The following is a 14413-nucleotide window of genomic DNA, read 5'->3' as shown; positions in this document are numbered from 1 at the left end:
TGCAACAAGGCCGGATATAGAGCCGCAACCCATCCTGTCTGTCCGAACACACGAAAACTGTTGCAAACGGGACGCGTTCATATAGGAAGACAATGACTCAACTGACGCATCTGACGCGGCGCGCCCGCACTGTGGCGCTAAAGTCGGCGAAACATCTTGCGGTGGCTGGCGTCCTGATGGCGAGCGCCGTTGTAGCGATGGCGCAGAGCGCAACCGCAATCGGCACGTGGCAGACGATCGACGACCACACCGGTCAACCGAAAGCGCTGATACAGATCACGTCTGACGGCAACGGCAACCTCACAGGCAAGATCATCAGGGGCCTCAACCCCAACGACAACCCGGACCGTCGCTGCACCGCATGCACGGACGAGCGCAAGGACCAGTTGATGCTCGGCATGACGATCATCAACGACATGAAGAAAGACGGCGATGGCTGGGACGGCGGGCACATCCTCGATCCGGAAAACGGCAAGCTGTACAAGTGCAAGATGCACCTGGAAGATGGCGGCCAGAAACTGGTGGTGCGTGGCTATATCGGCGTATCGCTGCTCGGACGCTCGCAGACGTGGATTCGCCAGCCATGAACGCTGGAATAACGGTAGTGGCAGACGGCGCGTAGTACGCGTCAAAGCCCTGGCTTCAGACGAAAAAAAGCGGCCGACGATCGTAATCGTCGGCCGCTTTTTGTTGCTTTTCCCTTTGGGTCAAAACACGTGCGTTTCGTCATGCCGCGTGCTTGTAGGGCGACCTGACGGGTGGAACCCGCGAAGCGGCTGGCACGGCACTTTCATTTGACGCGCGGGCATGCAGCACGCCGGCAGGATGATGTGGGAAACCATTCCCGAGACGCGCGGCCTTCTGTTCAGGATTCGCGTGCACGCGCATGCGGGCCTGCATCGTGACGTAGAGATCTTCAGCGGCAGTAGCGTACAGATGGTCCATCACATGTTTGAGCACACCTGACTCGTGCCACGCCTTGAAGCGGCGATGGCACGTCTGGTAAGACGGGTAACGACGCGGCATCGCCGACCATGTCGCGCCACTGCAGATCACCCACAGCACGCCATTCAGCACGGAGCGCGTGTTGGCAAGAGGACGTCCGCGCAATTCGGAGCGCGGGCGCAGTTCGGGCAGCATCGAGGCGATGCATTGCCATTCTTCGTCGTTAATATCGCGGTAAGGGGTCACGGGCTTCTCCTTTATCAGAACCGTAAGGAGAAGATATAGAGACAGCCTGCACGCGAAAATCAGAAGAGTCTGAATCTCGAAAATGGCTTGCGAGACTTACGTGCGGCAAGCGTCAGGTGTGCCTTGTCTGCGTGCGCCGGGTACCGTCACGCGCCTAGGTCAGCGACGTATCGACAATTCGTCGCGGCGTGTCCAGATATTCCTTCGACTGCATTTCGACGATCCGCGAGGCCGTTCGCGTGAACTCGTTCGCCATCGGGCCATCGACGTACAGTTCTTCTGGCGGCACGGCGGCCGACATCAGCAGCTTGACCTTGTGATCGTAGAACACGTCGATGAGCCAGGTGAAGCGCCGGGCTTCCGATTGCATGCGCGGCGTCATTTGCGGCACGCCCGAGAGGATCACGGCATGGAAGCGGCTCGCCAGTTCGAGATAGTCGTTCTGCGAACGCGGGCCGCCGCACAGCGTCGCGAAATCGAACCACACGACGCCGTCCGCGCGGCGCAGCGCCTTGAGTTCACGTTTCTCGATGTGCAGCAGCGGGCTTTCGTCGGGCACGGCCGCGAGACGCGAGAACGCGTCGCGCAACGCCTTGTCGGCGGCCGCGCCGAGCGGCGTGTGATACACCTCGACCTGCGCCAGCGTGCGCTGCCGGTAGTCGATGCCGGCGTCGACGTTGATCACGTCGAGCTTCGACTTGATCAGCTCGATGGCGGGCAGCACCCGGTCGCGATGCAGGCCATCGGGATACAGCGTGTCCGGATCGTAGTTGGACGTCATCACGAACTGCACGCCGTTCTCGAACAGCTTGTCGAGCAGACGGTAGAGAATCATCGCGTCCGCGATATCGGAGACGTGAAATTCGTCGAAACAGATCAGCCGGTAACGCTTCGCGATGCGTCGCGCGAGTTCGTCGAGCGGATCGGCCTGCCCTTTCAGGTCCTCGAGTTCGCGATGTACTTCGCGCATGAACTCGTGGAAGTGCAGACGCGTCTTGCGCTGCACCGGCACGATCATGAAGAAGCTGTCCATCAGGAAGCTCTTGCCGCGCCCCACGCCGCCCCACATGTAGACGCCGCGCGGCAGGTCCGGATGGATGATCAGCTTCTTGAACGCGTTCGAGCGGCGCGACTTGTATTCGGTCCACTCGTCAAAGCACCGCTGCAGACGGTCGACCGCCGCGCGTTGCGCCGGGTCCGATTGATAGCCGCGCGTCTGCAATTCTTTTTCGTAGTATTCGGTGACGTTCATGATGTTGCAGCAAAAAAAGAAAGGCGGGAGGGTTGGAACCCGCCCGCCTTCGGAGTGCGATGCAAGGCGCGGTCAGCAGACCGCATGCATTACATGTTCAGCGCGCGTTTATCGACAGCCAGCGCAGCTTCACGCATCACTTCGGACAGCGACGGGTGCGGATGGCAGATGCGGCCGAGGTCTTCGGACGCGGCCTTGAATTCCATCGCCACCACGGCTTCCGCGATCAGGTCCGATGCGTTTGCCGAGATGATGTGTACGCCGAGCAGCTCGTCGGTCTTCGCGTCGGCGATCATCTTGACGAAACCCTCCGCCTTGTTGATGCCGAGCGCGCGGCCGTTCGCCATGAACGGGAACTGGCCCGTCCTGACTTCGCGGCCTTCGGCCTTCAGCTGCTGCTCCGTCTTGCCGACCCACGCGATTTCCGGTTCGGTGTAGATCACCCACGGAATGCAGTTGTAGTCGATATGCGGCTTCTGGCCGTCGATGATTTCGGCGACCAGCACGCCTTCGTCTTCGGCCTTGTGCGCGAGCATCGGGCCACGCACCACGTCGCCGATCGCGTACACGTTCGGCACCGCCGTCGCGCAATGATCGTCGACGTCGATGAAGCCGCGCTCGTTCGCCTTCAGGCCGATCGCCTCGAGACCGAGGTTGTCGGTGTTCGGCACGCGGCCGATCGATACGATCAGGCGGTCGGCGTCGAGCGTCTGCGCGTTGCCGTCCTTGTCCGTGTAAGCGATCGATACGTTCTTGCCGGTCGCCTTGATCTCGCCGACCTTCACGCCGACGTGAATATCGAGGCCCTGCTTCTTGAACTGCTTCGCGGCTTCCTTCGCGAGTGCCTGGTCCGCCGCGCCGAGGAATTCCGGCAGCGCTTCGAGCACCGTGACGTCAGAACCGAGGCGACGCCACACCGAGCCGAGTTCCAGACCGATCACGCCCGCACCGATCACGGCGAGCTTCTTCGGCACGGTGTCGAACGTCAGTGCGCCTTCGTTGTCGGCGACGATCTTGTTGTCGACCGGCACGTTCGGCAGATGGCGCGCCTTCGAACCCGTCGCGATGATCACGTTCTTCGCCGTGACGACTTCGGTTTCGCCTTCGCCGCTGACTTCGATCTGCACGCCGGCGTCCGTCTTGCCGGTGAACTTGCCGTGGCCTTTGAGCCAGGTGATCTTGTTCTTGCGGAACAGGAATTCGATGCCCTTCGTCATCTTCTCGACGATGCCTTCCTTGCGGGCCAGCATCTTCGAAATATCGACCTTCACGTCCGACACGGAGATGCCGTGGTCGGCGAGGTGATGCGAAGCGTTTTCAAATTCTTCCGACGACGCGAGCAGCGCCTTCGACGGAATGCAACCCACGTTCAGGCACGTGCCGCCGAGCTTCAGCGTGCCGGCCGGGTTCTTCCACTTTTCGATACATGCGACGGTCTTGCCGAGCTGCGCGGCACGGATAGCGGCGATATAGCCGCCCGGGCCGGCGCCGATCACGACGACGTCAAATTCCTTGGACATGACAATCCTTTCGATGACGCAGCGAAGCGCAGCCATGTTTCATGGCGCGCGTCGCTGCGGTTTCAGGCTGATGCGAGAAGCGCCGTCACGCAGATGGCGACGGTTACGCGGATTTACAGGTCGAGCAGCAGGCGCGCCGGGTCTTCCAGCGCATCCTTCATCGCGACCAGCGACAGCACCGCTTCGCGACCGTCGATGATCCGGTGGTCGTACGACAGCGCCAGGTAGTTCATCGGACGGATCACGATCTGGCCGTTTTCGACCACGGCGCGTTCCTTCGTGGCGTGCACGCCGAGAATCGCGGATTGCGGCGGGTTGATGATCGGCGTCGACAGCATCGAGCCGAACACACCCCCGTTCGAGATCGAGAACGTGCCGCCCGTCATTTCCTCGATCGACAGCTTGCCGTCCTTCGCCTTCTGACCGAATTCGGCGATCTTCTTCTCGATGTCGGCGAGGCTCAGCTGATCGGCGTTGCGCAGGATCGGCACCACCAGACCGCGCGGCGAACCGACCGCGATACCGATGTCGAAATAGCCGTGATAGACGATGTCGTTACCGTCGATCGATGCGTTCACCAGCGGGAACTTCTTCAGCGCGTGAACAGCGGCCTTCACGAAGAACGACATGAAGCCGAGCTTCACGCCATGTTCCTTCTCGAACCTGTCCTTGTACTTGTTGCGCAGGTCCATCACCGGCGCCATGTTCACTTCGTTGAACGTCGTGAGGATGGCGTTGGTTTGCTGCGATTCGAGCAGACGCTCGGCGATACGTGCACGCAGACGCGACATCGGAACGCGTTGTTCCGGGCGGTCCTTCAGCCACGCGTCGGCCGAAGCCGGCGCCTTCACGTCCGGCAGCGACGGCTTTGCAGCCTTCGGTGCGGCGGCCGGTGCCGGTGCTTTTGCAGGCACCGGCGCCGAGCCTGCGGTCAGCACGTCGCCCTTCGTGATGCGGCCGTCGCGGCCCGAGCCGGCGACGTCGCCCGACGACAGGTTCTTTTCCGCCATCAGCTTGCTGGCAGCAGGAGAAGCCGCCGTGTTCGCACCCGTCGCGGATGCCGCCTGGGCCGGTGCGGCAGCGGCGGGCGCCGTAGCCGCCGCCGGTGCAGGCTTCACTTCTGCTTCGACAGCAGCAGCCCCTGCCTTGCCTTCAGTGTCGATCTTCGCGATGACCTGATCGGCGATCACGGTGTCGCCATCGTTCGCGATGATTTGCGCGAGCACGCCGGCCGACGGTGCCGGCACTTCCAGCACGACCTTGTCGGTTTCGATTTCGATGAGAATTTCGTCCTGCGCGACCGCTTCACCCGGCTTCTTCTTCCACTGCAACATGGTGGCTTCCGAGACCGACTCGGAGAGCTGGGGGACCTTGACTTCTACAATAGCCATTGTGATTTTTTCCTGAATACGTATCGGGTTCTCTGAACCCTGTGCGAACCGTCTGCGAACCGTGTATGAACCTTCAGACGCGGCGCGGGAGAACGCAGTGCGTTCTCCCGGTTCGGTTCATGGGGTTATTTAGCGATCGACGCGCTCTTCAGACGGCCGAATGCACCTTCCACCAGCGCCTTCTGCTGCTCGTAATGCTTTGCGTAGTAACCGACTGCCGGCGAAGCCGAAGCCGGACGGCCGCTGTATGCCAGCTTCTGTCCGTCCTTCATGCCTTCCTTCAGATGGTGCTCGATGTAGAACCACGGGCCCTGATTCTGCGGCTCGTCCTGCACCCACACCACTTCGGTCGCGTTGTCGTACTTCTTCATTTCCGCTTCGAACTGCTTGTGCGCGAACGGATACAGCTGTTCGATACGGATGATCGCGACGTCATTCGCCTTCGCTTCGCGACGATGCGCGACGAGGTCATAGTACACGCGGCCCGAGCAGGCAACCACGCGCTTGACCTTCTTCGCGTCGATCTCGTCGCTCACCTCGCCGATAATCGGCTGGAACGCGCCCTTCGCCAGTTCGGACAGGTCCGACACGGCTTCCTTGTGGCGCAGCAGCGACTTCGGCGTGGCGACGATCAGCGGCTTCCTGAAGAGGCGGATCATCTGGCGACGCAACAGGTGGAAAATCTGCGCCGGCGTGGTCGGCTGGACGACCTGCATGTTGTGATCGGCGCACAGTTGCAGGAAACGCTCGATACGTGCCGACGAGTGCTCCGGACCCTGACCTTCGTAGCCGTGCGGCAGCAGCATCGTGAGACCCGAGACACGGCCCCACTTCACTTCGCCCGACGAGATGAACTGGTCGATCACGACCTGCGCGCCGTTCACGAAGTCGCCGAACTGCGCTTCCCATGCGACGAACGTATTCGGCTCAGCCGTCGAGTAGCCGTATTCGAAGCCGAGCACGGCTTCTTCGGACAGCACCGAGTCGATCACCGTGAACTTTGCCTGGCCTTCGGCGATGTTCTGCAGCGGCACGTACGTGCCGTCATTCCAGCGTTCGCGGTTCTGGTCGTGCAGCACCGCGTGACGGTGCGTGAACGTGCCGCGGCCCGAATCCTGGCCGGTCAGGCGCACCGCATAGCCCGAAGCGACGAGCGACGCGAATGCCAGATGCTCGCCCATGCCCCAGTCGAGTTTCGCTTCACCGCGACCCATCGCACGACGGTCGTTGATGACGCGCTCGACGAGCGGGTGAACCTTGAAGTTATCCGGAATCGTGGTGATGCGTTCCGCGAGGCGCTTGAGTTCGGCGAGCGGCACGGCCGTGTCGGCCGCGTCGGTCCACTTGCGGTTCAGGAACGGCACCCAGTCGACCGCGTACTTGCTCTTGTAGTTCGAGAGCACCGGATCGATCGTGTGATGGCCTTCGTCCATCGCCTGACGGTATGCCTTGACGTAGTTGTCTCCGTCTTCGGCGGTGATCACGCCTTGCTGCACGAGCTTTTCAGCGTACAGCGCGCGCGTGCCCGGGTGCTTCGCGATGGTTTTGTACATCAGCGGCTGCGTGACAGCCGGCGTGTCCTGCTCGTTGTGGCCAAGCTTGCGGAAGCAGATGATGTCGATCACGACATCCTTGTGGAACTGCATCCGGTAGTCGATAGCCATCTGCGTGGCCAGCACGACGGCTTCCGGATCGTCGCCGTTCACGTGCAGCACCGGCGCTTCGATCATTTTGACGACATCGGAGCAGTACAGCGTCGAGCGCGTGTCGCGCGGGTCGGACGTCGTGAAGCCGATCTGGTTGTTGATGACGATGTGCAGCGTGCCGTGCGTGCCGTAACCGCGCGTCTGCGCGAGGTTCAGCGTTTCCATCACGACGCCCTGGCCCGCGAAGGCCGCGTCGCCGTGGATCTGCACCGGCAGGACCTGCAGGCCCTGATCGTCGCCGCGACGGTCCATCCGGGCCTTCGCCGAGCCCTCGACCACCGGGTTCACGATTTCAAGGTGCGACGGGTTGAATGCGAGCGACAGGTGAACCGGGCCGCCATCGGTCGAGACGTCCGACGAGAAACCCTTGTGGTACTTCACGTCGCCAGCCGGCAGATCGTCAACATGCTTGCCTTCGAATTCAGCGAAGAGGTCAGCCGGCATCTTGCCGAGCGTATTGACCAGCACGTTCAGACGGCCGCGGTGGGCCATGCCGATGACGATTTCCTGCACGCCGTTCGCGCCGCCGTGACGCACCACTTCGTCCATCGATGCGATGAAGCTTTCGCCGCCTTCCAGCGAGAAACGCTTCTGACCGACGTACCGGGTGTGCAGGAAGCGCTCGAGGCCTTCGGCTGCCGTCAGACGGTTCAGGATGTGCTTTTTCTTTTCGACGGAGAAATTCGGCGTCGAGCGGATCGACTCGAGCTTTTCCTTCCACCAGCGCTTCTGCTCCGGATCGCTCAGGTACATGTACTCGGCACCGATCGTGCCGCAATACGTATCGCGCAGCGCCTTGATGATGTCGCGCAGCGATGCCTGTTCGAAGCCGAAATACAGATTGTTCGTGTTGAACGTCTGGTCCATGTCGGCTTCGGTGAAGTCGTAGAACGCAGGTTCAAGCTCAGGAATGCCGGGGCGCTCGCGGCGCTTCAGCGGATCGAGATTGGCCCATTGCGAGCCGAGAAAACGGTAGGCGCCGATCAGCGACTGGACATAGACCTGCTTGCGCGCGGTGGCAAGGTCTTCGCCGCCAGTGGTGGCCCGGGGAATAAAGGCATTCGCCTTCGCCCGCTGCGCAAACGACTCGACGATCGGGCCATGAGCCACGTCGTTGCCATTGCCGCCGTCCGATGCCGGGACGTTCTGCAACGCGTCGAAATACTCACGCCAGGTCTCGGGCACTGACGCCGGATTATCGAGATACGCCTCGTACTGCTCTTCTACATACGGAGCGTTGCCGCCGAACAGATAGGAGTTCAGCTGGAGTTGCTTCATCATTTTTTACGCTCACCTTTCTTCGAGTTTCTCGAGAAATAGCGGGTTACTCAACCTTCCGCGACACGGCCTGACCGTTTGGCGGATTGCGCGAATCAAGTCTTGCTTGGAAGGACCTTAACTTGCATCCTGAAAATCATAGCACAGAACGCATACTCTACATAGCTGGCATGCTGGGCTAAAGTCTTGCCACAGCGGGGTTTTGCTGCATCCGCACGCAGGGTTTCAGGGGTTTTCGGCTCCCTTCGCCGGATCGTCGCGAGACCCCGGCGGTTCGCGCCGGCCCACGCCCGGAAACGACAAAAGCCACCCGAAGGTGGCTTTTGTCTGACAACGAGACGTTTATTGACGCCTTGTCGACGTCAACCGAAGTTAATCGGTTGCGCCCTTGCGGCTCGCGCTGCGGCGCTCGTGTTCCTTCAGATAGCGCTTGCGCAGACGGATCGATTGCGGCGTGACTTCGACCAGTTCGTCGTCGTCGATGAATTCGACCGCGTATTCGAGCGACATCTGGATCGGCGGCACGAGGCGCACCGCTTCATCGGTGCCCGAGGAGCGCACGTTGGTCAGCTGCTTGCCCTTGATCGGGTTCACGACGAGGTCGTTGTCGCGGCTGTGAATGCCGATGATCATGCCTTCGTACAGCGGCTCGCCCGGCGACACGAACATACGGCCGCGATCCTGCAGCTTCCAGAGCGCGTACGCCACGGCCGCGCCGTCGTCCTGCGAGATCAGCACGCCATTGCGACGCTCGCCGACCGCGCCTTCCCGGACCGGCTGGTACGAGTCGAACGTATGGCTCATCAGGCCCGTGCCGCGCGTGAGCGTCAGGAATTCCGACTGGAAGCCGATCAGGCCACGCGCCGAAATGCGGTACTCGAGACGCGTACGGCCACGACCGTCCGACGCCATGTCGAGCATTTCGCCCTTGCGGCGGCCCAGTTCTTCCATCACGCCGCCCTGGTGGCCGTCTTCCATGTCGACCGTCAGGTTTTCGTACGGCTCGTGACGCACGCCGTCGACTTCCGTCATCACCACGCGCGGACGCGACACAGCCAGCTCGTAGCCTTCACGGCGCATGTTTTCCACGAGAATCGTCAGGTGCAGCTCGCCGCGGCCCGCCACTTCGAACGTGGTTTCGTCGCCGGTTTCCTTCACGCGGAGCGCGACGTTGTGGTTCAGTTCCTTCATCAGACGGTCGCGGATCTGGCGGCTCGTCACGAACTTGCCTTCACGGCCCGCCAGCGGCGACGAATTCACGAGGAAGTTCATCGTCAGCGTCGGCTCGTCGACCGTGATCATCGGCAGCGCTTCCGGCACGTCCGGCGAGCAGATGGTCACGCCGATACCGATTTCCTCGATACCGTTGATGAGCACGATGTCGCCGGCTTCAGCCGATTCCACCTGGACGCGCTCCAGACCCTTGAACGACAGGACCTGATTGATCTTGCGGTTGATGATCGCGCCGTCCGGGCCCGAACGCACGGAGACCGACATGCCGGGCTTGATCGTGCCGCGCGTGATGCGGCCGACACCGATACGGCCGACGTACGTCGAATAATCGAGCGACGTGATCTGCAGCTGGAGCGGGCCTTCCGGGTCTGCCGGGCGAACCGGCACGTGTTCGAGAATCGCTTCGAAGAGCGGACGCATGTTGCCTTCGCGCACGCTCGGATCGAGGTCGGCATAGCCATTCAGGCCCGATGCGTAGACGATCGGGAAGTCGAGCTGTTCTTCGCTTGCGCCGAGCTTGTCGAACAGGTCGAACGTCTGGTTGATCACCCAGTCGATACGCGCGCCCGGGCGGTCGATCTTGTTGATGATGACGATCGGCTTCAGGCCGAGTGCCAGCGCTTTCTTGGTCACGAAGCGCGTTTGCGGCATCGGACCCTCGACGGCATCGACGAGCAGCAGCACCGAGTCGACCATCGACAGCACGCGCTCCACTTCACCGCCGAAGTCGGCGTGGCCCGGTGTGTCGACGATGTTGATGTGCGTGCCTTCGTATTCGACCGCGCAATTCTTCGCAAGAATCGTGATGCCGCGTTCTTTTTCGATGTCGTTCGAATCCATGACACGTTCGGCGATCTGCTGGTTCTCGCGGAAGGTGCCGGACTGGCGAAGGAGCTGGTCGACGAGCGTGGTCTTGCCGTGGTCGACGTGGGCAATGATGGCGATGTTACGAAGGGCGCGGGTCATAGGAACCTGGAGACAGTTGAGTGCGCCAGATCGCTTCTTGAAACTGCCAACAAGCCCAAAGCGCACTTTTGGGAACCTGAAATTATAGCACGCGAACGTGAAGCTTTCCGACCCGCCACGTACTCCGGCCGTCAGAAAGCCTTTCGACAGGCCCTTTTCGCCCGCGCAGAACCGCCCTCCAGCGCATTCATCACAGCACGACGCGTCCGCAACCGCTCGCCCCAACGCTGCGCTCCCCGCACAGATCGATTATGGTTCTTGTCTGTGAAAGTTCCTTGCCTAAGCTGTAATAACGCTTGCCGCGTCAACTAACCGCACCTATAATCCTGCCTGGTCAATCATTGCTGTCGCAGAGAATCATGACTGATCCGAACCCGGCGTTACCGCCCGAAATCAGCGAATACCAGTTCGGCGAAAGCGTTGGCTACCTGCTCTCGCGTGTGAAATCGACCATGTCGAACATGATCACGCAGCGCACGATAGCCGAACTCGGTATTACGAGCACCCAGTGCAGCATCCTGTTCATGGTCGCGAGCGGCAAGTGCCTGCTCGCCGCCGAGCTGGCCCGCGAATACGGCATCGACGCAAGCGCCGTCACCCGCCTGATCGACCGGCTGGAGAAGCGCGGCCTGCTGACACGCGTGCGCAGCTGCGAAGATCGCCGCGTCGTCCGGCTAGCCCTCACGCCCGAAGGCCAGGCGATGGCGGCCCGCATGCCCGCCATTTTCAACGGCACGCTGGACAGGCTGCTCGCAGGCTTTACCCCCGAAGAAGTGGGTTTCCTCAAGAGCATGCTGCGCCGCGCGCTCGCCAACAGTGGCGACGCCACGTGGCTTTCGCGCGATGCCGCCACCGCGGCGGCCACGTCGTCCGAGACCCGATAAATAGTTGCAGCGTCCATCATTACCATCACTCAAAGAAGAGTCGAGCGAATGAAATCCCTTTCCCTGTCCGCGCCGGCGCTGTCGAGCCGGGCTGTTGTCGCCGCGGCGGCGACAGCACTCGCCCTGTCGGGCTGCGCGAACTACATCGGTATCAAGAGCGACAAGCAGATGGCGTCGGCCGCGCAGTACGAATCGGCGCAGAGCGTTCCCGCGGAGGGTGGCCAGTGGCCCTCGCTCGACTGGGCGAACCAGTTCGGCGACCCGCAACTGCCGGCGCTGATCGCCGAAGCACTCGACGGCAGCCCGTCGATCGCGCAGGCGCAGGCGCGTATCGCCAAGGCGTCGTCGTACATCGAAAACACGCGTTCGAACCTGTATCCGAAGGTGGACGGAAGCTATTCGTGGACCCGCGAGCTGTATTCGGCGAACGCCCTCTTCCCGCCGCCGTACGGCGGCACGTGGTTCAGCGAGAACAACGCGCTCGCGAGCGCCTCGTGGGACCTGGACCTGTGGGGCAAGAACCGCGAAAAGCTCGGCCAGGCCGTCTCGCAGGAAAAAGCCGCCGAAGCCGACATGCAGCAGGCGCGCGTGACGCTCGCCTCGTCGGTGGCACGCACGTACAACCAGCTCGCGCAGCTCTACGCGCTGCGCGATATCGCCCAGCGCGAAATCGACAATCGCCAGACGATCGGCAAGATCACGAACGGCCGGGTTCTGGCCGGTCTCGATACGAACGTCGAACGGCAGACGGCCAACGGCAATATCGCCACGAGCCAGGCGAACCTGACTGAACTCGACGGCCAGATCACCACCGTGCGCTACCAGCTCGGCGCGCTGCTCGGCAAAGGGCCGGACCGCGGCCTGCAGATCGCCAAACCGGTGATGAACGCGGGCGCGCAGGTCGTGCTGCCGGACAACCTGCCGGCCGACCTCGTGGCCCGCCGCCCGGATATCGTCGCCGCGCGCTGGGAGGTCGAAGCCGCGACGCACGACATCAAGGAAGCGAAAGCGGAATTCTTCCCGGACATCAACCTCGCGGCCGGTTTCGGTTTCGATGCGTTCGGCTGGGGCCGCTTCCTCACCTCGGCGAGCCGCCAGATCCAGTTCGGCCCGGCGATCCATCTGCCGATCTTCGATGCCGGCGCGCTGCGCTCGCAACTGAAAGGACGCTACGCCGACTTCGATCTCGACGTCGCGAACTACAACCAGACGCTGATCAATGCGCTCTCGGATGTGGCGACGCAGGTGTCGTCGATCCGTTCGATCGACCAGCAGTCGGGCGACGCGCAGCGCGCGCTCGACGCGTCGTCGAAAGCGTACGAACTTGCGGTGATCCGCTACCGCGCCGGCCTGTCGCCGCAACTGCAGGTGCTGACCGCCGACCAGAACCGCCTCGCCGCCGAACAGACGGTGACGAACCTGAAGATGAAGCGCCGCGACATGCAGATCGCGCTGGTCAAGGCGCTCGGCGGCGGGTTCGACGCAACGCAGACCGGTCTCGTGGTGCCGACCGACGCCCCCGCTTCCGCCGCACACGCATCGAACTGAGCCGGACCGAACGCCCATCCGGATAAACGACGAAGACTGAGAGAATACGGAGCACATCAATGAGCACCCCCCAACAGCCCGCGCCGGGCACGCAACCGGCAAACAACGGCAAGCGCCGACGGATGATGACGCTGCTCGTCATCGTGATCCTGATCGCCGCGATTGCATATGGCCTGTACTACTTCCTCGTCGCGCGCTTCCACGAAGACACCGACGATGCCTACGTGAACGGCAACGTCGTGCAGATCACGCCACAGGTTACGGGCACGGTCGTCTCCGTGAACGCCGACGACACGCAGACGGTCAAGGCCGGCGATCCGGTCGTCGTGCTGGACCCGGCGGATTCGCGCGTCGCGCTCGAATCGGCTGAAGCGAATCTCGCGCAGGTCGTGCGCCAGGTGCGCGGCCTGTTCGCCGACGACAGCCAGTACCTGGCCCAGGTCGCCGTGCGTCAGTCCGATCTGTCGCGCGCGCAGGACGACCTGAAGCGCCGCATGACGGTGGCGCAAACGGGCGCGGTTTCGCAGGAAGAAATCTCGCACGCCCGCGACGCCGTGAAGAGCGCGCAGGCCGCGCTCGACGCCGCGCAACAGCAGCTCGCCGCGAACCGCGCGCTGACCGCGAACACGACGGTCGCCAATCATCCGAACGTGCAGGCCGCGGCCGCGAAGGTACGCGACGCGTATCTGAACAACGCGCGCAACACGCTGCCGGCACCGGTTACCGGATACGTCGCGAAGCGTTCGGTGCAGGTCGGCCAGCGCGTCTCGCCAGGCACGCCGCTGATGGCGATCGTGCCGCTGAACAGCGTGTGGGTCGACGCGAACTTCAAGGAAGTGCAGCTGACGCACATGCGCATCGGCCAGCCGGTCGAACTGACGGCTGACGTCTATGGTTCGGGCGTGACGTTCCACGGCAAGGTCGTCGGTTTCTCGGCCGGCACGGGCTCGGCGTTCTCGCTGCTGCCGGCGCAGAACGCGACGGGCAACTGGATCAAGGTCGTGCAACGCCTGCCGGTGCGTATCGCGCTCGATCCGCAGGAACTCGCGGCACATCCGCTGCGTATCGGTCTGTCGATGCAGGCCGACGTGAACATCAAGAACGAAAACGGCGACCAGCTCGGCCACGCGCCAAACACCGTCTATCAGACCAACGTGTTCGACCGGTACGGCGACCAGGCCGATGCCGAAATCGCACGCATCATCGCGGCGAACGCCGGCCCGAACGGCGGCCAGTACAGCGGCGCGCAGGCAGCCGGGCGCGGCGCAAAAGGCGCGGCGAAGCTGATGTAACCAGCATCATGGCGCTTGCCGCCACACCAGCAATACTTCAAAAGGTTTCATGGCTCAGGCTCAAGTCCCGGGGGGGGGGGGGGGGGGGGGGGGGGGGGGGGGGGGGGGGGGCGGGGGGGGGGCGGGGGGGGGGGGTGGGGGTGTGGGGTGGG

General features: G+C 62.7%; 10 protein-coding genes. 4 read left to right on the top strand and 6 right to left on the bottom strand.

Annotated elements, in window-relative coordinates:
- Nucleotides 1-92 precede the first annotated feature (92 nt).
- Complete coding sequence (locus LPA34_RS26275) at nucleotides 93-587, top strand: DUF2147 domain-containing protein (protein WP_407672562.1); 495 nt, start codon at nucleotides 93-95, stop codon at nucleotides 585-587.
- Between the two features lie 139 nt (nucleotides 588-726).
- Here LPA34_RS26275 and LPA34_RS26270 read toward each other — a convergent pair whose 3' ends face one another.
- The 6 genes from LPA34_RS26270 to typA all read right to left on the bottom strand — a co-directional run bounded on the left by LPA34_RS26270 (nucleotide 727) and on the right by typA (nucleotide 10537).
- Nucleotides 727-1191, bottom strand: coding sequence for a transposase (locus LPA34_RS26270; protein ID WP_228983953.1), 465 nt, complete (start codon nucleotides 1189-1191; stop codon nucleotides 727-729).
- A 154-nt stretch (nucleotides 1192-1345) separates the two neighbouring features.
- Nucleotides 1346-2443, bottom strand: coding sequence for a cell division protein ZapE (gene zapE, locus LPA34_RS26265; protein WP_228983951.1), 1098 nt, complete (start codon nucleotides 2441-2443; stop codon nucleotides 1346-1348).
- An 89-nt stretch (nucleotides 2444-2532) separates the two neighbouring features.
- Entirely contained in the window at nucleotides 2533-3963 is a 1431-nt protein-coding gene (gene lpdA / locus LPA34_RS26260; RefSeq protein WP_228983948.1) for a dihydrolipoyl dehydrogenase, read from the bottom strand.
- A gap of 113 nt (nucleotides 3964-4076) precedes the next feature.
- The gene (odhB, locus tag LPA34_RS26255) at nucleotides 4077-5354 is read right to left on the bottom strand and encodes a 2-oxoglutarate dehydrogenase complex dihydrolipoyllysine-residue succinyltransferase (protein WP_228983946.1); all 1278 of its coding nucleotides are present in this window, start codon (nucleotides 5352-5354) and stop codon (nucleotides 4077-4079) included.
- 125 nt (nucleotides 5355-5479) lie between these two features.
- Nucleotides 5480-8341 (bottom strand): 2-oxoglutarate dehydrogenase E1 component, encoded by a 2862-nt coding sequence (locus LPA34_RS26250; protein WP_228983943.1) that lies wholly within the window; start codon nucleotides 8339-8341, stop codon nucleotides 5480-5482.
- Nucleotides 8342-8710: 369 nt separating this feature from the next.
- Nucleotides 8711-10537 carry a translational GTPase TypA gene (gene typA / locus LPA34_RS26245; protein WP_228983941.1) on the bottom strand — a complete coding sequence of 609 codons (1827 nt, stop codon included), beginning with the start codon at nucleotides 10535-10537 and terminating at the stop codon, nucleotides 8711-8713.
- Between the two features lie 359 nt (nucleotides 10538-10896).
- Between typA and LPA34_RS26240 the strand changes: the two genes are divergently transcribed.
- From LPA34_RS26240 to LPA34_RS26230, 3 genes are read left to right on the top strand one after another with little or no spacing between them, the layout of a single operon-like run.
- Nucleotides 10897-11421, top strand: coding sequence for a MarR family winged helix-turn-helix transcriptional regulator (locus LPA34_RS26240; protein WP_228983939.1), 525 nt, complete (start codon nucleotides 10897-10899; stop codon nucleotides 11419-11421).
- A gap of 48 nt (nucleotides 11422-11469) precedes the next feature.
- Nucleotides 11470-12969, top strand: a complete 1500-nt coding sequence (locus LPA34_RS26235; RefSeq protein ID WP_228983937.1) for an efflux transporter outer membrane subunit — start codon at nucleotides 11470-11472, stop codon at nucleotides 12967-12969.
- Between the two features lie 59 nt (nucleotides 12970-13028).
- Entirely contained in the window at nucleotides 13029-14261 is a 1233-nt protein-coding gene (locus LPA34_RS26230) for an EmrA/EmrK family multidrug efflux transporter periplasmic adaptor subunit (protein ID WP_228983936.1), read from the top strand.
- The last annotated feature ends 152 nt before the right edge of the window (nucleotides 14262-14413 follow it).

Origin of the sequence: Paraburkholderia gardini (assembly GCF_907164575.1) — a bacterium.
Classification (GTDB): Bacteria; Pseudomonadota; Gammaproteobacteria; order Burkholderiales; family Burkholderiaceae; genus Paraburkholderia; species Paraburkholderia gardini.
Note: the sequence above shows the minus strand (reverse complement) of the source record. Positions and strands in the feature narration are given on the sequence as shown.

Excerpts from the sequence above, each read along its gene's own strand:
- LPA34_RS26235 (WP_228983937.1), top strand. The coding sequence starts at position 11,470 with ATGAAATCCCTTTCCCTGTCCGCGCCGGCGCTGTCGAGCCGGGCTGTT.
- LPA34_RS26240 (WP_228983939.1), top strand. The coding sequence starts at position 10,897 with ATGACTGATCCGAACCCGGCGTTACCGCCCGAAATCAGCGAATACCAG.
- lpdA (WP_228983948.1), bottom strand. The coding sequence starts at position 3,963 with ATGTCCAAGGAATTTGACGTCGTCGTGATCGGCGCCGGCCCGGGCGGC.
- LPA34_RS26230 (WP_228983936.1), top strand. The coding sequence starts at position 13,029 with ATGAGCACCCCCCAACAGCCCGCGCCGGGCACGCAACCGGCAAACAAC.
- odhB (WP_228983946.1), bottom strand. The coding sequence starts at position 5,354 with ATGGCTATTGTAGAAGTCAAGGTCCCCCAGCTCTCCGAGTCGGTCTCG.
- zapE (WP_228983951.1), bottom strand. The coding sequence starts at position 2,443 with ATGAACGTCACCGAATACTACGAAAAAGAATTGCAGACGCGCGGCTAT.
- typA (WP_228983941.1), bottom strand. The coding sequence starts at position 10,537 with ATGACCCGCGCCCTTCGTAACATCGCCATCATTGCCCACGTCGACCAC.
- LPA34_RS26275 (WP_407672562.1), top strand. The coding sequence starts at position 93 with ATGACTCAACTGACGCATCTGACGCGGCGCGCCCGCACTGTGGCGCTA.
- LPA34_RS26250 (WP_228983943.1), bottom strand. The coding sequence starts at position 8,341 with ATGATGAAGCAACTCCAGCTGAACTCCTATCTGTTCGGCGGCAACGCT.